Annotated in this window: 19 protein-coding genes and 1 pseudogene; 7 read left to right on the top strand and 13 right to left on the bottom strand. The window is 72.2% G+C overall.

Annotated elements, in window-relative coordinates:
* Positions 1-17: 17 nt before the first annotated feature.
* The 3 genes from AB0K07_RS20145 to AB0K07_RS20135 form a co-directional block, all read right to left on the bottom strand.
* Positions 18-983, bottom strand: a complete 966-nt coding sequence (locus AB0K07_RS20145) for an ABC transporter permease (RefSeq protein WP_363756923.1) — start codon at positions 981-983, stop codon at positions 18-20.
* Entirely contained in the window at positions 976-1,902 is a 927-nt protein-coding gene (locus tag AB0K07_RS20140; protein ID WP_363756922.1) for an ABC transporter permease, read from the bottom strand. Before AB0K07_RS20140 ends, AB0K07_RS20145 begins: the two co-directional genes overlap by 8 nt.
* Positions 1,903-2,051: 149 nt before the next feature.
* On the bottom strand, positions 2,052-3,689 hold the full coding sequence (locus AB0K07_RS20135) for an ABC transporter substrate-binding protein (protein ID WP_363756921.1): 1,638 nt from the start codon (positions 3,687-3,689) through the stop codon (positions 2,052-2,054).
* 429 nt (positions 3,690-4,118) lie between these two features.
* On the opposite strand from AB0K07_RS20135, the gene AB0K07_RS20130 reads away from it, so the two are divergent.
* Positions 4,119-4,853 (top strand): PIG-L deacetylase family protein, encoded by a 735-nt coding sequence (locus tag AB0K07_RS20130; RefSeq protein ID WP_363756920.1) that lies wholly within the window; start codon positions 4,119-4,121, stop codon positions 4,851-4,853.
* Between the two features lie 90 nt (positions 4,854-4,943).
* Here AB0K07_RS20130 and AB0K07_RS20125 read toward each other — a convergent pair whose 3' ends face one another.
* The 3 genes from AB0K07_RS20125 to AB0K07_RS20115 all read right to left on the bottom strand — a co-directional run bounded on the left by AB0K07_RS20125 (position 4,944) and on the right by AB0K07_RS20115 (position 8,264).
* Positions 4,944-6,119: a thioester domain-containing protein gene (locus tag AB0K07_RS20125; protein WP_363756919.1), complete on the bottom strand. Its 1,176-nt coding sequence runs from the start codon at positions 6,117-6,119 to the stop codon at positions 4,944-4,946.
* Positions 6,120-6,309: 190 nt separating this feature from the next.
* Positions 6,310-6,996, bottom strand: a complete 687-nt coding sequence (locus AB0K07_RS20120; protein ID WP_363757170.1) for a response regulator transcription factor — start codon at positions 6,994-6,996, stop codon at positions 6,310-6,312.
* A 2-nt stretch (positions 6,997-6,998) separates the two neighbouring features.
* The gene (locus AB0K07_RS20115; protein WP_363757169.1) at positions 6,999-8,264 is read right to left on the bottom strand and encodes a PspC domain-containing protein; all 1,266 of its coding nucleotides are present in this window, start codon (positions 8,262-8,264) and stop codon (positions 6,999-7,001) included.
* A gap of 413 nt (positions 8,265-8,677) precedes the next feature.
* Here AB0K07_RS20115 and AB0K07_RS20110 point away from each other — a divergent pair, with 413 nt between their 5' ends.
* The 3 genes and pseudogenes from AB0K07_RS20110 to AB0K07_RS20100 all read left to right on the top strand — a co-directional run bounded on the left by AB0K07_RS20110 (position 8,678) and on the right by AB0K07_RS20100 (position 12,267).
* Positions 8,678-10,264: a PspC domain-containing protein gene (locus AB0K07_RS20110; RefSeq protein ID WP_363757168.1), complete on the top strand. Its 1,587-nt coding sequence runs from the start codon at positions 8,678-8,680 to the stop codon at positions 10,262-10,264.
* Positions 10,261-10,461: pseudogene (locus tag AB0K07_RS20105) on the top strand (hypothetical protein); the annotation flags it as partial. The gene AB0K07_RS20110 and the pseudogene AB0K07_RS20105, both read left to right, overlap by 4 nt.
* Positions 10,462-11,013: 552 nt before the next feature.
* Positions 11,014-12,267 carry a phosphatidylserine decarboxylase gene (locus tag AB0K07_RS20100; RefSeq protein WP_363756917.1) on the top strand — a complete coding sequence of 418 codons (1,254 nt, stop codon included), beginning with the start codon at positions 11,014-11,016 and terminating at the stop codon, positions 12,265-12,267.
* A gap of 60 nt (positions 12,268-12,327) precedes the next feature.
* On the opposite strand, the gene AB0K07_RS20095 is transcribed toward AB0K07_RS20100, so the two are convergent.
* The 3 genes from AB0K07_RS20095 to AB0K07_RS20085 form a co-directional block, all read right to left on the bottom strand.
* Entirely contained in the window at positions 12,328-13,266 is a 939-nt protein-coding gene (locus tag AB0K07_RS20095) for a CDP-alcohol phosphatidyltransferase family protein (RefSeq protein ID WP_363756916.1), read from the bottom strand.
* Positions 13,267-13,610: 344 nt separating this feature from the next.
* Positions 13,611-14,516 (bottom strand): NUDIX domain-containing protein, encoded by a 906-nt coding sequence (locus AB0K07_RS20090; RefSeq protein ID WP_363756915.1) that lies wholly within the window; start codon positions 14,514-14,516, stop codon positions 13,611-13,613.
* Positions 14,517-14,657: 141 nt separating this feature from the next.
* On the bottom strand, positions 14,658-15,608 hold the full coding sequence (locus AB0K07_RS20085; RefSeq protein ID WP_363756914.1) for an NUDIX domain-containing protein: 951 nt from the start codon (positions 15,606-15,608) through the stop codon (positions 14,658-14,660).
* A 143-nt stretch (positions 15,609-15,751) separates the two neighbouring features.
* Between AB0K07_RS20085 and AB0K07_RS20080 the strand changes: the two genes are divergently transcribed.
* Positions 15,752-16,117 carry a PspC domain-containing protein gene (locus AB0K07_RS20080; protein WP_363756913.1) on the top strand — a complete coding sequence of 122 codons (366 nt, stop codon included), beginning with the start codon at positions 15,752-15,754 and terminating at the stop codon, positions 16,115-16,117.
* 7 nt (positions 16,118-16,124) lie between these two features.
* Here the strand turns inward: AB0K07_RS20080 and guaA are convergent, their stop codons facing one another.
* Both guaA and AB0K07_RS20070 read right to left on the bottom strand, forming a co-directional pair.
* The gene (guaA, locus tag AB0K07_RS20075; RefSeq protein WP_363756912.1) at positions 16,125-17,681 is read right to left on the bottom strand and encodes a glutamine-hydrolyzing GMP synthase; all 1,557 of its coding nucleotides are present in this window, start codon (positions 17,679-17,681) and stop codon (positions 16,125-16,127) included.
* Between the two features lie 70 nt (positions 17,682-17,751).
* Entirely contained in the window at positions 17,752-19,449 is a 1,698-nt protein-coding gene (locus AB0K07_RS20070; RefSeq protein ID WP_363756911.1) for a GMC family oxidoreductase, read from the bottom strand.
* A 146-nt stretch (positions 19,450-19,595) separates the two neighbouring features.
* Here AB0K07_RS20070 and AB0K07_RS20065 point away from each other — a divergent pair, with 146 nt between their 5' ends.
* Positions 19,596-20,717: an LCP family protein gene (locus AB0K07_RS20065; protein WP_363756910.1), complete on the top strand. Its 1,122-nt coding sequence runs from the start codon at positions 19,596-19,598 to the stop codon at positions 20,715-20,717.
* Between the two features lie 45 nt (positions 20,718-20,762).
* Here the strand turns inward: AB0K07_RS20065 and AB0K07_RS20060 are convergent, their stop codons facing one another.
* Both AB0K07_RS20060 and AB0K07_RS20055 read right to left on the bottom strand, forming a co-directional pair.
* Positions 20,763-22,220: a M1 family metallopeptidase gene (locus tag AB0K07_RS20060; RefSeq protein WP_363757167.1), complete on the bottom strand. Its 1,458-nt coding sequence runs from the start codon at positions 22,218-22,220 to the stop codon at positions 20,763-20,765.
* 109 nt (positions 22,221-22,329) lie between these two features.
* Positions 22,330-23,748 carry a M1 family metallopeptidase gene (locus AB0K07_RS20055; protein WP_363756909.1) on the bottom strand — a complete coding sequence of 473 codons (1,419 nt, stop codon included), beginning with the start codon at positions 23,746-23,748 and terminating at the stop codon, positions 22,330-22,332.
* 391 nt (positions 23,749-24,139) lie between these two features.
* On the opposite strand from AB0K07_RS20055, the gene AB0K07_RS20050 reads away from it, so the two are divergent.
* Entirely contained in the window at positions 24,140-25,261 is a 1,122-nt protein-coding gene (locus tag AB0K07_RS20050; RefSeq protein ID WP_363756908.1) for a sugar phosphate isomerase/epimerase, read from the top strand.
* Positions 25,262-25,323 lie beyond the last annotated feature (62 nt).

The following is a 25,323-nucleotide window of genomic DNA, read 5'->3' as shown; positions in this document are numbered from 1 at the left end:
GGACAACTGAGTCTCCCCTAGCGGAGTTTCGGATCGAGGGCCTCGCGGACCGCCTCACCGAGCATCACGAAGCTCAGAACGGCGGTGACGAGGAACGCGGCGGGGAAGAACACCAGCCCCGGCGCGACCCGGATGAACTGCTGCCCGTCGCTGATCATGATGCCCCAGGACACCACCGGCGACTTGAGGCCGACGCCCAGGAACGACAGCGTGGCCTCGGCGCCGATGAACGAGCCGACCATGATCGTGCCGTAGACCAGCAGCGGGGCCAGGCAGTTCGGCAGCAGGTGCTTGAGGATGATCCGGCCGGTGCCGGCACCCAGCGCGCGCGCCGCGACGATGTAGTCGGCCTCCTTGGTGGCCAGCACCGAGGACCGCATCAGCCGCATCACGACCGGCCAGCTCAGCACGATCAGGGAGGCGATCACTAGGCCCATGATCTGGGCCTTGCTGTTGCCGGAGCCCGAACCGTTGAAGGTGGTGAGGATGACGATCGCACCGAGCACGAAGGGCAGGCCGAAGAAGACGTCGGCGATCCGGCTCAGCAGGCCGTCCACCCAACCACCGCGGTAGCCGGCGATGATGCCCATGGTGCCGCCGACCAGCAGGGTGCCGACCACGGAGAGCACGGCGACCACGATCGAGGCCCGCGCGCCGTAGATGACCCGGGCGTAGACGTCCCGGCCCTGCACGTCGTAACCGAACCAGCCGTCGGCGCCCGGCTTGACCAGGCTGCGGGACAGCGCGCCGTTGACCGCGTCACCCGGGGCGAACAGCGCCGGGAACGCAGCCATCAGCAGGAAGATCACGATCAGCGTGGACGAGATCCAGAACAGCGGCTTACGACGCAGGTCCCGCCAGGCGTCACCGAGCAGGCCACGCGGCTTCTCGTTGCTCTGCGGCAGCCCCACGGTGGGGGCGCCGGCGTCGGTCGGCTGCGCGGGAGGGGTGCTGACGATCGATGCGGTACTCGGGTCACTCATAGCGGATCCTCGGGTCCAGGGCGGCGTAGAGCAGGTCAACCAGCAGGTTCATCACGAGATAGACCAGCACGAGGACGACCACGATCCCTACCACGGTAGCGCTTTCCTTGGTGACGATCGCGCGGAAGACCTGGCGGCCGATTCCGTTGATGCCGAAGATGCCTTCGGTGACGATCGCGCCGCCCATCAGGGCACCGAGGTCGGTGCCGAGCAGGGTGACCACCGGGATGAGCGAGTTGCGCAGCAGGTGCACGCCCACCACCCGGCGCATCGGGAGGCCCTTGGCGATGGCGGTGCGCACGTAGTCGGCGCGGCGGTTTTCCGCGATGCTCGTTCGCGCCACCCGGGCGATGTACGCCACTGACGCGCTACCGAGCACGAAGCCCGGCACGATCAGCTCGGAGAGCCGCATCTCGGAGGAGACGGTCGGCTTGATGATGCCCCACTGCACGCCCAGCAGCCACTGGAGCACGAAGCCGACGACGAACACCGGCAGCGCGATCAGGAAGAGCGTGGAGACCAGGACCAGGTTGTCCAGGAAGCCGTTGCGCCGCAGACCGGTCAGCACGCCGGCGCCGAGGCCGATCACGGCCTCGATGGCGAGCGCCACCAGGGCCAGCTTCAGGGTGTTCGGGTACGACGTCAGGATGATGTCGCTGATCTCGCGCTGCGAGAAGGTCTGACCGAAGTCACCCTGGAGCAGGTTCTTCATGTAGTTGGCGTACTGCACGAAGACGTTCTGGTCGAGGTGGTACTTCTCGGTCATGAACGCGATGTACTGGTCCGGGCAGCGGCGCTCACCGCACTTGCCGGCGAACGGATCGCCCGGAACGGCCCAGACGAGGGCGTAGATCATGAAAGTCGTACCGATGAAGACCGGCACGAGTTGGAGCAGCCGTCTCAACAGATAACGGCCCATGGGGTGGTCCTCCAGACAGGGGGCGCGTCGGACGGCCGACACGGTGGTGACAACGTGGCGAGTGGAGTGTTGTAACACCCACTCGCGGAACGGCCCCGGGTCGGGCTCACCGGATGTGGCGAGCCCGACCCGGGGTCAGACCGTTCGGATCAGAGCTCGACCGAGGTGATGTCGAGTTCGCCGACGTTGTTCAGCTCGAGCTTCTTGATCTTCTCCGAGTGGCCGGACTGCTGGCCGTAGAAGTAGATCGGGATGCTCGGGACGTCCTGGTCGACCAGCTCGACGGCCTTGGAGAACGCCTCGTGCGAGGCCTCCAGGCTCGGCGCGGCGCTGGCCTGCTTGGCCAGGGCGTCGACCTGCGGGTTGCTGTAGAGGCCGTCGTTCGAGGAGCCACCAGTCACGTAGAGCGGGTTGACCCAGTTCTCCACGTCCGGGTAGTCCTGCTGCCAGGCGGCACGGTACGGGCCGGCCATCTTGTGCGCGTTGATGTTCTGGCGGAAGACCGCGAAGGTCGGGATGCCCTCGGCGCGGGCGTTGATGCCCAGGTTGGTCTTGACCTGCTGCGCAACCGCGTCCATCCAGTCCTTGTGGCTGGAGTCGGCGTTGTAGTAGAAGACCATCTCGCCCGTGAAGCCACCGGCCTCGGTCAGGAGCCGCTTGGCCTCGGTCGCGTCGAACTTGCAGGCGGTGCAGTTGCCCGGCTTGGCGCCCGGGGTCAGCGGGTTCGCCCAGCTGTCGGCCGGCTTGCGGGTACCGAAGAAGATCTTGTCCGAGATCTCCTGCCGGTTGATCGACAGCGACACGGCACGACGCAGCTTCGGGTTGGTGAAGCGCTTGTCGTAGTTCGGGAACGCGATCAGCGCGGTCGACGGCGTGGTGGTCGACAGGCCCCGCTCACCGAGGTCGGTCTTCCACTTGTCACCGGCGAGCGCCGAGGTGGGGACCGTCTCCATGAAGTCGAGGTTGTTCGCCAGGAGGTCGCTGTAGGCGGCGTTCTCGTCCTGGTACAGCTTGACGTCGACGTCCTTGATCTTCATGGTGTCGCGCAGGTTGTAGTCGTCGAAGCGCGTCAGCTTGATGAGGACGTTGTCCTCCCACGACACGAACTTCACCGGGCCGTTGCCGATCGGCTTCTTGCCGAACTCCTCGGGCTTCTGGGTGAAGAACACGTCCGGCAGCGGCATGAAGGCGCTGTAGCCGAGCTTGGTCGGGAAGACCGCGGTCGGGGCCGCCAGGGTGACCTCGAACGTCTGGTCGTCGACGACCTTCAGGCCGGACAGCTTCTCGGCGGTGGGCGGCGGAGCCTTCTGCGGGCCCTCGCCGTCCGGGTCCGACGTGTAGGTCTTGTCGAAGCCCGCGATGTCCGAGAAGAACGTGCCGTTCTGCGCGCCGTTCGGCGAGTAGGCGGCCCAGTTCCAGGCGTCGACGAAGTTCTTCGCCTTCACCTCGGTACCGTCGTGGAACTTGGTACCCTTCTTGATCTTGATCGTGAAGACCTTGGAGTCCGTCGTGTTGATGGACTCCGCCAGCGCGTTGCGCGGGGCCCCACCGTCGTTCGGGTACTCGACCAGGCCGGTCCACAGCCAGTCGATGACCTTGCCACCGCCGGTCTCCGTGGTGTTCGACGGGACCAGCGGGTTCTCCGGCTGGACACCGTGGATGACGATCGCGCCGTCCTTGCTGGCGGCGGCGTCGCCGTCGCCGTCACCGCTCGAGCAACCGCTCGCGACAAGCGCGGCAGCCGCGCTGAGCGCGATCGCGCTCGTCGCCCGCTTCGAGACTCTCATTCCGAGGGGCCTCCTCTTTCTAAACCTGGTTCCGTCGTGGGTTTCACGCACGTCTGGGGATGACACCGCCCGACCACCCCGGGGCGCGGGTCGCCGGGTTCACAGGGAAGTTGGGGACACCCCTGATGTTCCGATCCGCCGGGCTCCCCACTTACGAGGCGCGACCCGACGCAGGCGATACAGCCACGGACCAGCCGAAACAGCGGAGGTCGTGGTCGTGGGCCGTACGGGGTGCCGCACACCGAGGGTGGGGTGCTGCCACTGTGACACCCACTGGCCGCTTCCGTGAAGGTGCCGTTATCAAGCCGTTAGTTGCCCGCCACGTTGCCGATACTTGAAAAATGATCATAAAATGGTCGCCTCGGGCAGCTCTGAGCAGGAAATACGTGGCCCGGCCGGACAGCCGTGCTCGGCGTAGGCTCGCGTTCTGTGAGCTTCCCCGCGTCCGCTCCCGTGCTGTCCGACGTCCGTCGTGCGCTGGCGGTCTTTGCCCATCCGGACGATGTCGACTTCGGCTGCACAGGCACGATTGCCGGCTGGGTGGACGAGGGTGTCGAGGTCGCCTATCTGATCGTCACCCGTGGCGACGCCGGCGGCTTCGACGACACCGACCGGGCCGAAATGCCCCGGGTGCGCGAGGCGGAACAGCGGGCCGCGGCCGCTGTCGCCGGCGTGCGGCAGGTCGACTTCCTGGACGGGTACCCCGACGGCATGCTGACCCCGACGCCGGCGCTGCGCCGGGACATCGCCGCGGCCATCCGCCGGTTCCGACCCGACCGCGTGCTGACCAGCTCGCCGCTGCGCCGCTGGGAGTTGCTGGCCGGGCCGAGCCACCCCGACCACCTGGCCGTCGGTGAGGCCACCACCTGCGCCATCTACCCGGACGCGCGCAACCCGTTCGCGTTCCCGGAGCTGCTGGCCGAGGGACTGGAGCCGTGGGTGGTCCGGGAGGTCTGGTACGCCGGCGGCCCCGCCCCGGACCACGCCGTCGACATCACCGACCGGTACGACCGCAAGGTGGCCGCGATGCGCGCCCACCACTCGCAGACCGGCCACCTGGACGTGCCGGCCTGGATCCACGACCGGCTCGCCGCGATCGCCGCCGACGCGGGGCTGCCGCCGGGCCGGCTGGCCGAGGCGTTCACCGTCCTGCGGACCACCTGAACTCCACCTGCGGAACGGCCCGCCGCGGACGGCACCGGCCCCGGCGCCGCGTGGAGCGGGGCCGGGGCCGGTGGTGGAACCGCGGGTGGATCAGGCGGTGAAGCGGACCTTGCGGCGGCGCACCAGCAGGACGGCGACCGCACCCGCGGCGAGCAGCAGAACGCCGGCGGTCGCCGCCGTCGCGATCGGCGAACCGGTCAGCGGCAGGCCGCCCCCGTTGCTCGCCGGCGAGGTGGACGGGGCCGGGCTGGCCGGCGTCGACGGAGAGGACGAGTCCGACGGGGTGGCCGACGGAGAGGCCGGCGACGGCGTCGCGCTCGGAGCCGGCGTCGAGGGGGACGCGGACGGCGACGGGGCGGCGGTGAAGCCGGCCGTGGCCCGGGCGGTGACCGTGGCGCCGGTGCTGCCACCGAGGATCAACTTCTGCGCCTTGCCGCCGGTGAACAGGAACACCCGGCCGAAGGAGACCGAGTCCTGCGCGGTCAGCGTCACGGTGACCGTGCCGGCGCCCTCGGCGGCCAGCCAGAACTGCCCGCCGTTGGTGGTCGTGGTGACCGGCTTGCCCTCGGCGTCGACCGCCGCGCCGCCGGTGGCCGCGACGGCGATGTCACCGGCCGGGCCCTTCACCGTGAACGGGCCGGCCTTGCCGCCGACCGTCGCGGTGGCGTTGGCCGGGTCGACGGACAGCTCGGCCCGCGGCTCCGGCTGGTCGGTGGCGTGCGCGACCAGGTAGTCACGGACCTTCTTGACCACGTCGTACTGCTTCGGCGCCAGCAGGCCCTGCTCCCAGTCACCCAGCTCGATGCCGTCGCTGAAGTGCCAGACGGCGGTCTGGGTGCCGAAGTAGAGCAGGGTGTCCAGCCGCTTCTTCTCCACCGCCGGCGCGGTGACGCCGGCGGCGGCGAGCAGCGCGGTCGGCTCGGCGTTCGGGTAGCCGTGGGTGAGCACCCACTGCACCTTGCCGAGGTTCTTCACCTGGGACTCGTCCCAGGTGCCCTCCTCGTACTTCCCGTTCAGCTTCACGCTGGTGTGGTAGTCGATGCAGAACGCCGGCACCAGCTTGCCGTCGATCCGCAGCGCGAGCGCCGACGTGGTGCGCTGCTTGCCGTCGAGCTTCAACGCCACGCTGCTGCCCTCGACCGCCTTCGCCACACCGGTGGCCGGGCCCTCGGCGGCGGCCGGGCCGGCGACGCCGAGCGCCAGCGTGGCACCGGCCACGGTCGCCAGCGCGACCCGCGCCCAGCGTCGTCCTCGTTGTCCGATCATCAAGACTCGTGCACCTCTCCCCAGGGGTGACCCGCACAGCGGGCATGCGTGAGCCGCCGCCTCCGCGGGATGCTCGGCACCCGCGCGCGGAGACGCGACCGGGGCATTATGGGGCGAACATTGATCGTTTGTCAGCCCCAGACAGCGGCTTCCGTCGCATGTGCCCCAAATGTCGATGGGGAGGAACAGATCACACGAGCCGGCGGTCCGCCGCCCATCGGGAGAGCTCGTAGCGGTTGGACATCTGGAGCTTGCGCAGCACGTTCGACACGTGCGTCTCCACCGTCTTGATGGAGATGAACAGCTCCTTGGCGATCTCCTTGTACGCGTACCCGCGGGCCAGCAGCCGCAGCACCTCCCGCTCCCGGTTGGTGAGCTGGTCCAGCTCCGGATCGGCCACCGGGGCGTCCGGCCGGGCCGCGAAGGCGTCCAGCACGAACCCGGCCAGCCGAGGGCTGAACACCGCGTCACCGTCGGCGACCCGGCGGATCGCCGCGGCCAGCTCGTCGGGGGAGATGGTCTTGGTGACGTAACCCCGGGCGCCGGCACGGATCAGCCCGATCACGTCCTCCGCCGCGTCCGAGACGCTCAGCGCCAGGAACTTGACCTGCGGGTGGCCGCGGCGCATCGCCTCCAGCACCGCACGCCCGCCCCCGTCGGGCATGTGCACGTCGAGCAGCACCACGTCCGGTCCCGTGGCGGCGATCCGGGTGACCGCCTCGGCCACCGTGCTCGCCTCCCCCACCACCTCGACGTGGGCGCCCAGCTCGGCGCGGACCCCGGCCCGGAACATGGCGTGGTCGTCCACCAGGAACACCCGCAGCCGCTCGGGGCGGGCGTCCGCCGGGTCGAGGTGCTCCATCGACTGCTCGGCCATGGTCATCTGTTCCTCTCCGCTGCGGACGAGTCCCGGGAGATCGGCAGGATCAACCGGACCTCGGTCCCCTCCCCCGGGCCGGACCGGATCTCGGCCCGTCCGCCGTGCCGCTTCATCCGCCCGATGATCGAGCCGCGTACGCCGTGCCGGTGGTCCTCCACGGTATCCGGATCGAAGCCCTTCCCCCGGTCCCGGACGAAGACGCTGACCTGATCCGGCTCCACCTCCGCGTACAACGACACGGTCTGCACCCCGGCGTGCCGGGCCGCGTTCACCAGAGCCTCCCGCGCGGCGGCGACCAGCGCGCCGACCCGCTCGTCGGTCTCCCGGTCGCCGACCACCACCGCCTCCACCGTGATCGCGAAGGTGTCCTCAACCTCGGCCGCGGCCTGCTCCAACGCCGCCGCGAAGCGCTCGTTCGGCGAGGCCGTGGGCTTGTAGAGCCAGTTGCGCAGGGAGCGTTCCTGCCCCCGGGCCAGCCGCTGCACCGTCTTGACGTCACCGGCGTTGCGCTGGATCAGGGCCAACGTGTGCAGCACCTGGTCGTGCACCATCGCGGCCAGCTCGGCCCGCTCCTGCTCGCGGATGCGCCCCTCACGCTCGGAGCGGAGCTGGCTGTACGTCCGCCAGAGCACCGGCGCGGCGACCACGCCGACCCCGGCCAACCCGACCAGCGCGAAGATCACACCGTTGATCACGGCGTCGAAGTTCTGCGCCGGCGAGTAGACCGCCGCGACGCCGATGATGCCGACCGCCACCAGCACCCCGCCGCCGATGAACCGGAGCACGAAGGCCCGCCGGTCGCTCTCCTCGACCACCGCGCCGAGCCAGGGCACCGGCATCGTGTCGCCCCACCGCCGCCGCCGCTCGGGCGCGGACTGGTGCCAGATGACCCCGGCGCCGACGGCGATGATGGCCACCAGCCAGCCGGCGGTGCCCGCCGCACCGACCGAGTCGAAGACCATCACCTGGATCAGCAGGACGCCGAGCCCGATCCCCACGAACGGCAGGAGCTGGGCCACGTCCCGCCGGGGCGGCACCCCGGTGTCACCAGGTCGTAGCGGCACCACCGCCCAGAAGGCCGCGTAGAGCAGCAGGCCGAGGCCACTCAGCCCGAGCAGCACCATGAACGCGACCCGCACCCGCAGCACCGAGATGCCGAGGTGGTCGGCGATGCCGGCGGCGACGCCGGCGGCCATCCGGTGCTCGGGGGCGCGGTAGAGGCGCGGGGGCGGGGTCACGGTGCTGATCGGGGGCTCCCTGGTCACGGTGGCGGGTGGGGCGAGGTCGGTGGATCCGATCGTCACACGCTGCGGCGTGCCGCGACCACGGGGACGCCCCCGACATTCCGGCCGCCCGGATCTCAGGGTGGGGTCAGGGTCGGGTCCTGAGGTCGCTCGGGCCGACCGGGCAGCAGGATCGAGGCATGACCGAGGAAGCTGCCCAGCCGCCCCGACCCGGGTCGGCACAGCCGGGCGGTTCATCACCGCCCTCACCAGCCGCGATACCCGCCGGCTGGGCCGAGCCCACCCCGTTCGGCCCGCCCACCGGCGCCGCCACCGGGTTCGACGCCGGCCCGGCCGCCGACCCCACACCGGGCGCTTCGGCCGGCTACGGGCCGGGCGGAGCGGGCTACGGGCCCGGCTACGCGGCCGGCACCGGGTACGGGGCGGGCGGGGGCATGCCGCCCGGGCCGGGTGGTCCCGGTCCGTCGGCACCGCCACCGCCGCTGGGCGGCGCCGGCTTCACCTCGCGGTACGGGCTGGTCCGGCCTCGCGAGGGGCGCTACCTCGCCGGCGTCTGCGCGGCCATCGGTCGAGCCACCAACACCGACCCGGTGCTGTGGCGGGTGCTGCTCGCGGTGCTCGGCTTCTTCGGCGGCATCGGCATCCTGGTGTACGTCGCCGCCTGGCTGATCATCCCGAACGAGGGCGACACCGCCTCCCCGGTGGAGTCCATGCTCGGGCGCGGCCGGTCCAGCATGTCGCCGGTGACCGTGATCGTGCTGGGCATCCTGGTCGCGGCCAGCTTCGGCTACATCGTCACCGACGCCTTCCGCGCGGTGCTGCTCGGCGCGGCCATCCTGATCGGCGGTGCGCTGCTGCTCAACCGGGACAGCCGAGGGCCACAGCCCGGCGCCCCGGGTGGGCCGGTGCCGCCCGCACCGGTCGGTACGCCGTCCGGCCCCGTCCCGCCGGTCAGTTGGCCTGCGCCGACGCACGGCGCCGTGCCGCCCACCGGCCCGCTGGCAGGCGTGGATCCGGCGTACGCCACCCCGGCACCGGAGGTGTCACCGACCCTGCACACCCCGGCTTACGGCGCGCAGCCGGCCGCCGGCCCACAGCCGTTCACCAGCGCGCAGCCGGTGTCCGGGGTGGGCCCGGTGTCCGGGCAACCGGCCGGCGCGACGGTTCCGCAGGCCGGCTGGCCCGCACCCGCACCCGCCGCACCCGGCTGGCCGAGCACCGGCACGCCCAGCGGCGGTTGGCCGTCGGCACCGGTGACCGGTGCTCCCGCTACCGGCGCCGGCTACCCGGTCACGCCGCCGCAACCGGCCGGATACCGCGCCCCGTTCGCGCCGCACGGGCCGTACGCCTCACCGGCCGCGTACCCCCCGCCGAAGCCCCCGAAGCCGCCCAAGCCGCCGAAGCGACCCAAGGAGCGGTCGCCGCTCGGCGCGGTGACCTTCTCGCTGATCTTCCTGGCCCTCGGCGTGGTCGCCCTGCTGGATCTGCTGGACGTCTTCGACGTCGGCGCGTCGGCGTACTTCGCCGCCGCGTTGGCCACGATCGCGCTGGGGCTGCTGGTCGGCACCTGGTTCGGCCGGGCCCGCTGGCTGATCGCGCTCGGCCTGGTGACCGCCGCCGCGCTGGGAACGGCCACCGTGGCCGAGTCCTACGACCGGATCCGCGGGGTCGACGGTGCGGTGACCTGGGCGCCCACCGACTACCGCGACCTCGCCGACCGGTACGAGAACAGCTTCGGTGACGCCGTGCTCGACCTGCGCGGGATCGACTTCGCCAAGCGGGAGACCCAGGTGACCGTGTCGATCAACTTCGGCCAGGCGACCGTGGTCGTGCCCCCGAACGTGGACGTCACCACCGTGGCCGACGTCAACGCGGGCGACGCCACCATCTTCGGCAACCGGTCCGGCGGTCTGGACGGGCGCCTGCGGGAGTCCACCGATCTCGGCGCGGACGGGCCCGGGGGCGGCACGCTGCGCCTGTACATCCACGTCAATGCCGGCAACCTGGAGGTGACCCGGTGAAGGCTCACCGTACGGACCTGGTGTCGTTCGCCTTCGGGTTGGTCTTCCTGGCGCTGTCCGCCTGGTGGCTGCTCGCCCAGTTGCTCGGGCTCGCACTGCCGCCGGTCGGCTGGTTCCTGGCCGGCGCCCTGATCCTGATCGGTGTCTTCGGGCTGGTCGGCGCGCTGCGCTCCGGCCGGCCGGCCCAACCGGAGGCGGCCACCGCGGACGCCGTCGCCACCGAGCCCGCCGCGCCGGTCTCCGGTGCGGCCGCACCGACCTCCGGCGCGGGCCTGCCGTCCTGGGACGCCGAGCGCTCGACCTGGGACACTCCGACGGCGGGACCGGCACCGGAGACGCCGACCGCCGAGATGCGGGCACCGGAGACGCCGACGGCCGAGGTGATCCACCCGGCCTGGCTGGCCCACCCGCCGTCGGAACCGGAGACCGCCCCGGTCTCCGCTCAGCCCGCCGACGGCGGCGACGAGCCGACCACCAATCTCCTCGCCCGACCCACCGGGGCCGAGGGCGAGGCCGGGGCGGACGAGCCGACCCGGGTCGACCACCCGGCGGGCGAACGGGAGGATCAGCGGCGGGAGCCCTGACCCAGCGCCTGCCCGCGTCGGGCTTCTCGACCGCTACGGCGGTGCGGCCGGCGCGGGCAGGCGCATATGCTGGCCGGTGGAGATCTCGCCTCCGCCGGCCGGCCCGTCCCGCCATGGCGGCCCCGCCGCGATTCCCGTCTCTACCCCGTCAGGAGCCCGTCCGACATGACCCAGTCCCCCGCCGTGCGTACCACCGGTCGGTCCGGTCCGGTCCGCATCGGCGAGCGAGCCGCCCGTACGCTCGTCACCGAGCTGGCCCGGATCAACGATCCCAAGGTCGCCCTCCTGATCGGCGCGAGCCCGGAGTCCGCGGTGCTGGCCGCGGCGATCGAGGCGCTGCTCCCCGGTGACCGGCTCACCGTGGTGCCCGCCGAGTCGTCCGGCGCCACCGTGCTCCGCGAGCACGTCACCGCCCAGGGTCGGTGGGTCGCCGACCGGGTCCACGTGATCGACTCGCTGGCCGAGGCCGGGGCCGCCGGGGTGGTCATCGCCGGCGAGGCGTTCACCGGCACCGCCGAGGAGACCCGCAGCGGCATCGAGGCTCTGGTGAAGCACCTGGCCGACGGTGCCGTGCTGAGCGTCGCGACGACCGCCACGCCCGGCCGGACCACCGGCGCTGCCGCCGAACTGGCCCGGCAGGACGCCCTCTACGGCGTCGGTGCCGACCTGGTGCTGCGCAACTCGCCGCCGGTACGGATCTACCGACTGCGGTTCACCCCGGCCAGCCCGGCCGCCGCCGACCGGTTGGCGCCGGCGCACCGGCCGTCGAGCGTGCCGCTGACCCGTGGCATGCACATCGACTCCAACGGGGTGGCCGCGGCGGGCATCACGCTGGGCCTGGCCGTGCTGGCCCGGGTGGCACGTCCCTCGTCCAAGCTGTGGCTGCTGCCGGCGCTGGCCGCCGGGCCGGTCGCCGCGTTCTTCCGCGACCCGCAGCGCGACGTACCGGAGGACCCGACGGCCGTGGTCGCCAGCGCCGACGGGCAGGTCCTGTCGGTGCAGCGACTGCACGACGAACGTTTCGGCGAGGGTGAGTGGCTGCGGATCGCGGTCTTCCTGTCCGTGCTGGACGTGCACGTCAACCGGGCGCCGGTCGCCGGCAAGGTGGTGGACTACTTCGTCGCCGACGGCGGCTTCGTCAACGCGATGAAGCCGGACGCCGAGCACAACGTGGCCGCGTACACGGTGTTGGACACCAGCCGTGGCACGGTGGTGGTCGCGCAGCGGACCGGGCTGATCGCCCGCCGGATCGTGCAGCGCGCGCCGATCGGCGCGCTGCTGGCCAAGGGCGAACGCTTCGGGCTGATCCGGTTCGGCTCCCGGACCGACGTGTACCTGCCGGCCGAGGCCGCCGAGCCGCTGGTCGGGCCGGGCGACAAGGTGGTCGGGGGCTCCACGGTCATCGCCCGCTGGCGCTGAGCCGTCAAACGAGGAACGGGGCGCCCGCCGGTCAGCGGGCGCCCCGTTCTCTCAAGCGGATCAGGCGGTACGACGCTGCCGCAGCCAGAGCACCGGGCCGCTGACCAGGTAACCCACCACGATCAGGGCGAAGGTGAGCCGGATGTCGACCAGCGCGCCGATCACCGGGGCCAGCCAGAGCCACGGCGGCAGCTTGACCAGCCGGGCGAGCTTGGCGTACGGGAAGCTGGACACCATCGCGAAGGCGAGCAGCGCCACCCCGGCGACCAGCACGGGGCCGGGCACGGGCAGGCCGATCGCGACGGTCACGGCGAGCACCGCGGCCGCCATGGTGGTGGGCACCCCGCAGAAGAAGCGGCCATCCTTGGGCGAGACGTTGAAACGGGCCAGGCGGATCGCGGCACAGGCCGCCACCAGGGCGCAGGCCACCGCCGCCGCGGCCGTCGAGACGGAACCGGCGAGTGAGGCGTAGACCACCACCGGTGCGGCGAGGCCGAACGAGCACATGTCGGCCAGCGAGTCCATCTGCGCGCCGAATGGGCTGGCCACGTTGAGCCGGCGGGCCAGCGCCCCGTCCAGACCGTCGAAGGCGACGCAGGCGATCAGGCAGAGCGCGGCGATGCGCACCTCACCCTGCATGGCCTGGAAGATGGCGAGCATGCCGAGCATCAGGCTGGCCAGCGTGCACGCGTTGACCAGGCCGAACTTCATCCGGCGGGCGAGTGTGCGCTCACCGGGCAGCAGTGGGATCGACCCGGCCGAAGCCTCGTCGACGTGCGCCATCGGCGGCAGTGCCGGGCTGACCGGCATGACCGCCTCGATCTCCGAACGGCGGACGCCGAACGACGAGCGACCGAGCCGGTCCAGGCCGTAGCGGCGGCGCTGCCGGTCGGCGTACCGGCGCTCGGGCAACGCCACATCGGTGGTCCCCAGGTCGCCGTCGCGGCGGCCCACACGGACCAGCAGCACCTGACGCGCGAACGTGCTGCTGCGGCGCAACCGGCCCGCCCAGCGACGCCCTGCGGGGCGCGGACTGTCAGTCGTACGACGCCGGCGCCATGGGGCTCTCGGCACGTTTCCTCCATCACCGGATCGGCTGGCCCGCCGTGGGGCGGGTGTCCGGCTGTCTCGTGCCGGACCTGCGTGGCCCGGCAGCCGTTTTGCGGAGTACACCATCGCATAAGGGAACAGGACTTGGCGATAGCTGCCGGCGGTACTTATATCTGGCTTAAACCGCGCGAACCGCTCTCTTATTCCCATGCCGGGCCTCATCGCCCGTTTCCTCCATCATTCCCTCCTCCGACTGTACCGGAGGGTCACCATCTCGGCTCACCGAGCGTGGGCTATCGGCCCCGCCGTCCGATTGCCGAGGCAGCGATGCCGGTCAACGGCAGGTCAGCGGCCTGGGCCGGGGTGAACCAGCCCGCCCGGGCCGTCGACCCGCCCGCCGACTCGGTGACCACCGCGTCGGTGGGTACGTCCACCAGCACCCGATAGATCACCCGCACGCCGTGCCAGTCCAGCGGACGACCCTCCGGGCCGAGCGCCGCGGGGTTGTGCAGGTTGTCCACGCCGAGCAGCTCCACCACCCGGCCCAGCTGGCCGCCCTCCTCGACCAGCTCGCGGAGCAGCCCGGTGGTCGGTTGCTCACCGTGATCGGTGCCGCCACCCGGCAGGTGCCACTGCCCGGCCCCCGGGTAGCCGTCCGCGATCTGGGTGAGCAGGATCCGCCCGGCCGGGTCGGTGACCAGCCCGTACGCCCCGAAGCGCAGCCGGCGGTCGGGGTGCGCCGGCGGGAACGGCTCGCGGGGTCGGCGCGTACCGGTCGGGAGCGGGGTGACCGGCAGGCCGAGCAGCTCGGCGCTGAACGGAGCCAGCGGCAGCCGGGCCGCCTCTGCCGTGGTGACCCAGCGAGCCTGGTCGGTCGGACCGTCCGCGGCGTCGCGCAGCGTGCCACCGAGGACGCTCAGCTCGAACGCCAACCGGTCGGTGTGCAGGGCGACGTCGTCCTCGGGGTAGGTGGTCACGTCGGCGACGGCTGCCAGCAGCCGGTCCACCGTCACGGTCAGCCCGGTCTGCCGGGCGACCTCGCGGACCACCGCGTGCTCCGGATGCTCGGCGTGCGCCACCGCACCCCCCGGCAACCGCCAGACCCCGGGAACCTCCCCGTCCGTCCCGTCCCGAACAAGCAGAACCCGCCCAGATTCCCGCAGAACCCCGTAAACCCCCACACCGCGCCGCAACTCCATCCCGCTCCCCACTCCCCCGCCCCCCGCCGTCCCCGCCGCCACCCGTCGATCATGAAGTTATCGCCGTCCATCTCGGCGTGTCCTGACAATAACTTCATGATCAGCGCGGGACAGGGGGCCCGGGGCCGGGAGGGGCGGGGGTTAGGTGAGTTGGGCGGCTTGGACGGCTTCGGCGGTCACCTCGGTGAGGTGGTGGGTGGGGAGGGCGCCGAGCTCCTCGCGGGCGAACCAGCGGGCCTCGCAGGTCGAGCCGCCGACGTCGGCCACGGTCAACGGGTTGGGCTGGTCCACCACCACCCGGTAGAAGGCGCGGACGCCGTGCCAGTCGATCGGGTAGCCCTCCGGGCCGAGCGAGGCGGCGTCGCGATGGCTCGCCACCCCGAGCAGCTCGACCAGGCGGCCGGTCTGGCCCGTCTCCTCGACCAGCTCCCGGATCAGCGCCGCGCCCGGCTGCTCGCCGTAGTCGGTGCCGCCGCCGGGCAGATGCCAGCAGCCGGCGCCCGGGTAGCCGTCGGAGACCCGGGTGAGCAGCACCCGACCGGCCGGGTCGGTGCAGACCGCGTACGCGGCGAAGCGCTGCGCGCGGTGCAGCCCGTCCGGGCCGGGCACCGCGTAGAAGGAGGGGAACTCGGGCGCCTCGTCGGGCACCACGTCGGCCGAGGACGCGGGCAGCCCGAGGGCGCGCGCGGTGAACGAGCGCAGCGGCAGCTCCCGCGCCTCGTCGAGGGTGTACCAGCGGGCCAGGTCGGTGGGGCGCTCGCCGACCCGGTCGGACAGCGTGCCGCCCCGCACCGCCACCCGGTAGATCAGCCGGTCGGTGTGGATGGTGATGCCGCGCTCCGGCAGCGCCCGCATGTCGGCGAGCACGTCGGCCAGGCCCGAGACGGCGACCGAGAGGCCGGTCTCGGCGGCGGTCTCCCGCACGACCGTGTGGTTCGGGTCCTCACCGTGGTCGACCGCCCCGCCGGGCAGCGACCACGTGCCGGGTGTGCCGGAGCGCTCCGAGGCACGGACCAGCAACACTCGGCCGTCTGAGTCAGCACAAACTGCGTATGCCGCGATCCTGCGGAGCGGCTCCAGCAAGGTGGTCACGGGACCAAATTCTCCCCGGGCCGGGTTACCGGAACGGAAAAGAGTCGGATTCCTGACTCTTTGGCCCCGGTCAGGGATCGGTCAGGGTAAGGATCCGGGCGGTCACCGAGGGCGGCCGGGGCACCGGCGCGGAACGTGGAGGCATGACATCCACCACCGCTCCCCACGCCCCGTACAAGCAGCTCCGGCGACCCACCACCGACCGCATGGTGGCCGGTGTCGCCAGCGGTCTCGGTCGGTACTTCGCCGTCGACCCCACCCTGGTCCGGGTGATGTTCGCGGTCACCGGCCTGCTCACCGGCGGGCTCGCGCTGCTCGCGTACCCGATCATGTGGTTCCTGATGCCCGAGGAGCCCACCAGCGCGCCGGCCTGGCCGCACCCGGCGGGCGTCGCGCCGCAGGGCCCGCCGCCCACCGCCGGGCCCGCGCCCGGCCAGCCGGCCCCGGGGTACGCCCCGACGCCGCCCTACCCGCCGACGACCCCGTCCAGCACGCCGCCGGCCGGGTGAGCGGCGCTCACTCCCACTCGATGGTGCCCGGCGGCTTGCTGGTCACGTCCAGCACCACCCGGTTGACCTCGGCAACCTCGTTGGTGATCCGGGTGGAGATGCGGGCCACCACCTCGTAGGGCAGCCGTGACCAGTCGGCGGTCATCGCGTCCTCGCTGGAGACCGGGCGCAGCACCACGGGATGCCCGTAGCTGCGCCCGTCGCCCTGCACGCCGACGCTGCGCACGTCGGCGAGCAGCACCACCGGGAACTGCCAGACACCCCGGTCGAGGCCGGCAGCGGTCAGCTCCTCGCGGGCGATCAGGTCGGCGCGGCGCAGCAGGTCCAGTCGCTCCTGGTCGACCGCGCCGATGATCCGGATGGCCAGGCCGGGGCCCGGGAACGGGTGCCGCCAGACCATCGCCTCGGGCAGGCCCAGCTCCAGGCCGAGCGCCCGGACCTCGTCCTTGAACAGCGTGCGCAGCGGCTCGACCAGGGCGAACTTCAGGTCCTCCGGCAGGCCGCCCACGTTGTGGTGGCTCTTGATGTTGGCGGTGCCGGTGCCGCCGCCGGACTCGACCACGTCCGGGTAGAGGGTGCCCTGGACCAGGAACTCCACGTCGCCGTGCGAGGCGATCTCGCGGGCGGCGGCCTCGAAGACCCGGATGAACTCGCGACCGATGATCTTGCGCTTCTGCTCCGGGTCGGTCACCCCGGCCAGCGCGCCGAGGAACCGGTCCGCCGCGTCGACCACCTTCAGCTTGATGCCGGTGGCCGCCACGTAGTCCTTCTCCACCTGCTCCGCCTCGCCGGCGCGCAGCAGGCCGTGGTCGACGAAGACACAGGTGAGCTGGTCACCGACCGCCTTGTGCACCAGCGCGGCGGCGACCGCCGAGTCCACCCCGCCGGACAGGCCGCAGATGACCTCCTTGTCGCCGACCTGGGCGCGGATCCGGGCCACCTGCTCGTCGATGATGTTCTCAGCCGTCCAGGTCGGCTCGATGCCGGCGATGTCGTACAGGAAGCGGGTCAGCATCTCCTGGCCGTGCGCGGTGTGCCCGACCTCCGGGTGGAACTGCACGCCCGCCCGGCGACCGGCGAGGTCCTCGAACGCGGCCACCGGCGCGCCCGCCGACTCGGCGGTCACCGTGAAGCCCTCGGGGGCCTCGGTGACGCAGTCGCCGTGGCTCATCCAGACCGGCAGGTCGGCCGGCAGGTCGCGGAGCAGCACACCGGGCTCGAGCAGGCGGGGGCGCAGCGGCGTGCCGCCGTACTCGCGGTTGCCCGTCTTCGCGACCGTGCCGCCGAGCGCCTGCGCCATCGCCTGGAAGCCGTAGCAGATGCCGAAGACCGGGACGTCGGCGGTGAACATGCCGGCGTCGATCTGCGGCGCGTTCGGCGCGTAGACGCTGGACGGGCCGCCGGAGAGGATGATCGCGGCCGGGTTCTTCGCCAGCATCTCGGCGACCGGCATCGAGTGCGGCACGATCTCGGAGTAGACCTTCGCCTCGCGGACCCGGCGCGCGATGAGCTGGGCGTACTGGGCTCCGAAGTCCACCACGAGGACGGGGCGAGGCAGGCTCATGCGCACAAAGCCTACCGACGGTCACCGCCGCCCCCGGCACCGGCTCGCCAACAGCCGCCACCGTGTCTGGTCAGGGGCGCAGGGCGGCCGGGGCGTCGGCGGGGACGGCGGGGGTCCGCGGCGTGACCGGGTCCAGCCGGCGGTAGGGGCCGCCCAGCGGTGGACGGGGGTCGGGCTGGTCCCGGTTGGGCCAGAGGGACATGGCCCGCTCGGCCTGCGCGGTGATCGTCAGCGACGGGTTGACGCCGAGGTTGGCCGAGATCGCCGCGCCGTCCACCACGTGCAACCCGGGGTGCCCGTACACCCGGTGGTAGGGATCGATCACCCCGTCGGCGGGGGTGGCCCCGATCACCGCCCCGCCCAGGATGTGCGCGGTCATCGGGATGTCGAACGGCTCGGTGAGCGAGCCGCCCGGCGTACCACCGATCTCCTCGGCCAGCAGCCGGGCCGCGGTGTTGCCGGCCGGGATCCAGGTCGGGTTCGGCGCCCCGTGGCCCGGGCCGGTGACCAGCCGGCGGCCGAGCGCGCCGCGCCGCCACCGGGTGGTCAGCGAGTTGTCCGCCGACTGCATCACCAGGGCGATCACCGTCCGCTCCGACCAGCCGCGCACCGACAGCATCCGGGCGGCCAGCCCGGGCTGCCGCACGATGCTGCCCAGCCAGCGCCGGACCCGGTGCGGGCCGCCGTCGACCAGCAGCGACTGGAGCAGGCCCATCGCGTTGGAACCGCGCCCGTAGCGGACCGGCTCGACGTGGGTCTGCGGGTCGGGGTGGAACGAGCTGGTGATCGCCACCCCCTCGGTGAAGTCCAGCCGTTCGGACCGGGCCCGCTGACGCGGCACCGAGGCCCCCAGGATCGCCTCCGAGTTGGTCCGGGTCAGCTCGCCCAGGCGCGGCGACAGCCCCGGCAACGCCCCCTCGGTCTTCATGGCGTGCAGCAGCCGTTGGGTGCCCAGCGCCCCGGCCGCGAAGACCACCTGGTCGGCGTGGAACACCTGGCGGCGGCGACGCAGCCAGGCGCCGGTGCGGACGGTGTGCACCTCGTACCCGCCGCCGGTGGCCGGACGGACGGCGGTCACCGTGGTCAGCGGGTGCACCGTGGCGCCCAACCGCTCCGCGAGCCAGAGGTAGTTCTTGACCAGCGTGTTCTTCGCCCCGTGCCGGCAGCCGGTCATGCACGAGCCGCAGTGCAGGCAGCCGGTGCGCTCCGGGCCGGCGCCGCCGAAGTACGGGTCGGCGACCCGCTGGCCGGGGCGGCCGATGTGCACGCCGACCGGGGTGGCGTGGAAGGTGTGGCCCACCCCCATCCGCTCGGCCACCGCCCGCATGGCCCGGTCCGCCCCGGTGTCCACCGGGTACGTGGTGACGCCGAGCATCCGCTTCGCCTGGTCGTAGTGGCGGGCCAGCTCGTCGCGCCAGTCGGTGATGTTCCGCCACTGCGGATCTGCGTAGAAGGCCGGCAGCGGCTCGTAGAGGGTGTTCGCGTAGACGAGCGAGCCGCCGCCCACCCCGGCGCCGGAGAGCACCAGCACGCCGCCGCCGGATCGGCGGTCGGCAGGCCGGAGCAGGGTGATCCGCTGGATGCCGTAGCAGCCCAGCTTCGGCGCCCACAGGAACCGGCGGGCCCGCCACGACGTCTGCGGGAACTCGTCGTCGGCGAACCGCCGGCCCGCCTCCAGCACGCCGACCGAATAGCCCTTCTCGGCCAGCCGGAGCGCGGTGACGCTGCCGCCGAAGCCGGACCCGATGACGAGCACGTCGTACCGCATGAACGCATCATTACCCGTGAGTAGCGCTCGCGCCAGCGGCAGTTTTCGCGCGATCATGCACCGGCCGACCGACCCGGCGCCTTCCGGCCGCAACCCGGAGCACCCGTCGGAGCGTTGTTCGGGACACGGGTGGAAGGAAATCCAGGATGGTCCTCGGATCGATGGCACCGCGCCGACGGTGGCTGCTGCTGGGGCTGGCGGCCCTCGCCATCGTCGCGCTGGTCGCGACCGGGGCGGTGGTGGTCACCCGGTTGACCGCCGGCAGCACGCCGCAGGGCGGGGCACCGGCGCCCGGCTCGCCGAGCGCGCCGCCGGCCGGCACGCCCAGCCCGAGCCCGACCGGGCCGCCGCCGGGCGCCAACATCACCGGGCCGCTGAACCTGCTGCTCGTCGGGGTGGACACCCGGGTCAGCGTGCCCGGCTGGGAGCCGCACGCCGACGCCGTGCTGGTGCTGCACGTACCCAAGGGGCTGGGCCGGGCGTACCTCTTCTCGCTCCCCCGCGACCTGCTGGTGGACATCCCGGCGTTCCCGAAGGCCGGCTACAAGGGCGGTAAGACCAAGCTCACCCACGCGATGAGCTACGGCAGCCGGGTGCCGGGCAGGCCCAAGCAGCCGAGCACCGCCCAGGGGTACGAGCTGCTGCGCAGCACGGTCAGCGGGTACACCGGGCTGCGCATCGACGCCGGCGCGGTACTCACCTTCACCGGGTTCGACCGGCTGGTGAACGCCCTCGGTGGCGTGGACATCTACGTCGACCAGCGGGTCGCCTCGCTGCACCGTCGGCCCGACGGCAAGTACCGGGAGAGCGCGCCCGGCGGATACAAGGGGCCGCAGATGATCTACGAGAAGGGCGACCGGCACCTCAACGGCTGGCAGGCCCTGGACTACGCCCGGCAGCGCTACATCACCGGCGGCGACTACGCCCGGCAGCGCCACCAGCAGCAGCTGATCCGGGCGCTGACCCGCAAGATCCTGGACGAGGGCCTGGCCCGGCAGCCGGAGCGGGTCGACCAGGTGGTCGCCGCGCTGGGCGACACCCTGGTCTACGTGGGCGGCCGGAAGATCGTCGACCTGGCGTACGCGCTGGGCGGGGTGCCGGAGGACCGGTTCGTCCTGGTCGGCCTGCCCGGCTCGGGCGTCGGAAAGGGCAGCGCCTACCGCGGCGAACAGCTCACCAGCGTCGGCCGGGACTTCATCACCGAACTCCGCGCCGGCCGCGCCGAGGCCTACCTGGCCGCCCACCCCACCCTGCGTATCAAGACCTGACCCCGGTCCCCGCGGTCGCACAGATCGCGGGGAACCGGGATGGGATCAGAGGGCCTTGGGGGTGGGGGGCTTCTTCGTGCCGTAGAGCCAGGCGTCGAAGACGGCGTCGAGCTGCTTGCCAGAGATGCGCTCCGCGAGGGCCACGAACTCGGCCGTCGTGGCGGTGCCGTTGCGCTTCTCCGCCGCCCAGGTCTTGACGATCTCGAAGAACGCCTTGTCGCCGACCGCCACCCGCAGCGCGTGCAGGGTCATCCCGCCGCGCTGGTAGACCGACTCGCTGAACAGCTCCTTCACCCCCGGCTTGCCCGGCGGCGTCCTCCACACCTGCGCCGGCACCCGGGCGTACCGGATGTCGAACGCCTGCTCGGCGGTGTACTCCTTGCTGTGCTCGGCCCAGAGCCACTCCGCGTACGTCGCGAAGCCCTCGTTGAGCCAGATGTCCTCCCACTTGGCCAGCGCCACGCTGTCACCGAACCACTGGTGGGCCAGCTCGTGGGCGACCACCTCGGTGTTCTCGCCCTGCCGGAAGAAGCCGGCGGAGTAGACCGGGCGGCTCTGCGTCTCCAGCGCGTAGCCGATGCGGCTGTCGGAGACCACCACACCGCCGTACGCGTCGAACGGGTACGGCCCGAAGACGCTCTCCAGGTAGTCGGCCACCTTGACGGTCTTCGCGATCGACGCGTCCGCCGCGCCCTTGGCCACCTTCGTGGTGACCGCGCTGTACACCGGCCGTCCCTTGTGCTCACCCGTGGTGATCCGGAACTTGCCGATCACCACCGTGCTCAGGTAGCTGGCCATCGGCGACTTCTCCGACCACTTCCAGGTCGTCCAGCCGTCCTTGCTGGTCTTGCCGCCCGGTACGCCGTTGCTGACGGCGGTCACACCGTCCGGGACGGTGATCTCGAAGTCGTAGGCCGCCTTGTCGGAGGGGTGGTCGTTGACCGGGAACCAGGTGCTCGCCGACTCGGGCTGGCCCAGCGCGATGGCGCCGTCGGACGTGTGCAGGAACCCGCCGTCGCCGAGCACCTCGTTCTTCAACGGCTTCGGCTGCCCCTCGTACCCGATCTCGGCGACGAACCCGTTGCCCTCGATCAGGCCGGCGGCCGGCTTGATCACCAGCTCGTTCTTGTCCCGCGTGTGGGTGGCCGGGGCGCCATCGACGGTGACCGTCGTGACGGTCAGGCCGGCCAGGTCGAGGTTGAACGCCGACAGGTCGGCCGTCGCGGTGGCCTGCACCGTGGCCGTGCCGGTCAGCTGGTCCTTCGCCGGGTCGTAGCGCACCTTGACGGTGTACCGCCCGACGTCGTACCCACCGTTGCCGTAGGTGGGGAAGTAGGTGTCACCGACCCCGGCCGCGCCGGGGGTGAACGTCCGCGACGGCGTCGCGGAGGCGCTCGCCGACGGCGCCGACTCCGGGGTGGCCGAGTCGCATCCGGACAGTACGAGCGCCCCGGTCACCAGCAGACCGGTGCCCACCCGCAGCCTCTGCCGCGTCACCCACATCACGAGCCCTCCCCCGTACGGTTGCGGAGGCGGCCTGCGCCGCCCCATGCGAAGGGCGTCCGCCCGCCGATCGCAGGCGGCAGCCTATCGACCGACCATCACGGCCCCGTCACGGCAGGGTGGGCGCGGCACCGCCCACCAACCAGGCGTCGAAGAGCGGGCGTAGCTGCCGGTTCGCCACCCGCTCGGCCAGCGCGACGAAGTCCGAGGTGGTGGCGTTGCCTCCCGCCCGCTCGGCGGTCCAGGTACGCAGGATGCGGAAGAAGGTGTCGTCCCCGACGGTCCGGCGCAGCGCGTGCACGGTGAGCGCGCCGCGCTTGTAGACGGCGGTGCCGAACATCCGCTCCCGGCCCGGCTCGACCGACGGCTGCGACCAGTCGGTCGCCGCGTACTGGAGCTCGAAGTTGCGCTGCGCGGTGCGGCCGCCGTCGTGCTCCTCCCAGAGCCACTCGGCGTAGCTGGCGAAGCCCTCGTTGAGCCAGATGTCGCCCCATCTGCTGAGCGAGACGCTGTCGCCGAACCACTGGTGGGCCAGCTCGTGCGCGACCACCCCGACGTTGGGGCGGTCGTCGGCGAAGAAGTCGGGGCCGTAGACCGGTCGGGACTGGGTCTCCAGCGCGTAGCCGATCCGGTCGTCAGTGACCACGATCCCGCCGTACGAGTCGAACGGGTACGGGCCGAAGCGGCTGGCGAGGAAGTCGACGATCTCACCGGTGCGGGCCAGCGCGCGGGCCGCGCCGCCGGTCGCCGGGAGGCTCGCCGCCACCGCGGTGACCATCGGCCGGCCGGCGTGACTGCCGCTCACCACCCGGTAGTCGCCGATCACCAGGGTGGTCAGGTAGCTGGCCATCGGGGTGCGCTCCGACCAGCGCCAGGTGGTCCAGCCGTCGACGCTGCTCTTCGGGCCGGGCACCCCGTTGCTCAGCGCGGACAGGCCGTCCGGGACGGTCACCGCGAGGTCGTAGCTGGCCTTGTCGGACGGGTGGTCGTTGACCGGGAACCAGGTGGCGGCGGAGTCCGGCTGGCCGAGCGCCACCGCGCCGTCGGCGGTGTGCAGGAAACCGCCGCTGCCCAGCTCCCCGTCGGTGACGGCGGTGGGCACGCCCGCGTAATCCACCGCCACCGTGAACGGCCGGCCGCGCGGCAGCCCGTCGTGCGGAGTCACCACCAGCTCGCCGTCGACGCGGCGGTGCTCGGCCCGGGCGTCGCCGACGGTGACCCGGCTGACCGCGAGCCCGGCCAGGTCCAGATTGAACCGGGACAGGTCCTGGGTGGCCGTCGCCGTGATGGTGGCCCGGCCGGTGAGCCGGTCGGACGCCGGGTCGTAGCTGACGTCCAGGCCGTAGTGCGTAACGTCGTAGCCGCCGTTGCCGCTTCCAGGGACGTAAGGGTCTCCGGTGTCGGCGGCACCGGGCCGGAACCCGTCGTCGCGGGTGCAGCCGGCTGCGGCCACCGCGATCGCGCAGGTCAGCGCGGTGACGGCGGCGGCCAGCCGGCGGCGGGTCGGTGTCCGTCCGGTCAGGACCATGCGCACTCCTCCTGCGGCTCCCCGGTCAGGACGAGCGTAGCCAGCGCCGGGTGGCGCGAGGTGGGTATCGACGATCGTCAGTTACTTTCGTCAAATCAAACAAAAGTTAGCTCCGATCGATACTTTCTTTTGGCTTCGACCGACGTTAGTGTCTGTCTCCAAGATGTAACGCGTTCGGAACATTCAAGCCGACCGCTGCTGGAGACGGGGTTTCCCCCGCCCCCACACGCCGTGGCGGCGGCGTGGACCTGCCCCTTCGACTGCGCGAAACCGCACACTCCCGGCGCCGCCGGGACGCGGAACGGGCGCTCGGCGGCGCCCGCGACCTGACCCTCGTCGCACCTCTGCTGATCGTTATCGACGGCGAACCGCCGTCGCGAAAGGTGGAAAAATGCCCGACCACACCGCACCCGACGCCTCCTCGGCCGGCCGCCTCAGCCGCCGGTCACTGCTCGCCGCGTCCGCCGGCGCTGCCGCCGCGATCGGCGCGGCCGGCCTGCCGGTCCTCGCGACCGGCACCCCCGCGCTCGCCAACCCCAAGGACAAGGGGAAGAGCAAGCTGCGGGTCGAGCCGCTGATCCCGTCGCAGAACCGCGGCATCATCCTCTACAGCGTCCGGGACCGGATCACCGCCGCGCCCGACGACAGCGGCGTGCCGTACGGCTTCGAACGGGTCCTCGCCCGGCTCGCCGAGATCGGCTACAAGGAGATCGAGTTCGCCGGCTACACCCAGAGCACCGACATCCTCGGCCGCCAGATCACCCCGCGCGAGATCCGCAAGATCCTCGACGACAACGGCCTGGTCGCCAACGGCACCCACGCCTCGATCCAGGCCGCCACGTTCCAGCAGCAACTGGACATCGCCGAGGAACTCGGCATGAAGAACATCGGCACCGGCAGCGACCCGACCAACAGCGCGTACAAGGCCGACTGGGACGCCGCCGCCGACACCTGGAACGAGCTGGGCCGGCAGGCCCGGGCGCGGGACATGCGGCTCTACACGCACAACCACGACGTCGCCTACAGCTTCCTGCTGGACTCCGGACCGCTGGACGCGCAGGGCCGGCCCACCCGCTCCTCGGGCATCCGGCGGCTGGAGTACTTCTTCGGCAGGACCGACCCCCGGTACGTCTTCTTCGAGTTCGACATCTACTGGGGCTACGTGGCCCGGTACAAGCACCAGAAGTACGTCGACCCGGCCGGCCGCGAGGTGACCGACCTGTTCGACCCGATCCTCAACGTGGCCGACCGGACCACCCGGTTCCCGCTCTTCCACGCCAAGGACGGCGACCGCGACACCAGCGTGCCCAACGGCCACCAGATGACGCCGCTGGGCGAGGGCGACATCAACTTCCAGCAGTTCTTCCAGACCATCGGCGAGCGGGACTTCCACCACGCCAACTGGGAGATGGACACCGCCCCCGGCGGCACCGCCAACCGGGGCCAGTCGCTCGACTTCGCGGCGCTCAGCTACCGCAACATGTCCGACCTGACGATCTACCTCAAGAAGTGACCCCCGGCGCGGCCGGCGTCCGCCCGACGCCGGCCGCGCCCCACCCCGCCGGCCACACCGCC

Source organism: Micromonospora sp. NPDC049301, from assembly GCF_040678715.1.
GTDB lineage: Bacteria > Actinomycetota > Actinomycetes > Mycobacteriales > Micromonosporaceae > Micromonospora.
Note: the sequence above shows the minus strand (reverse complement) of the source record. Positions and strands in the feature narration are given on the sequence as shown.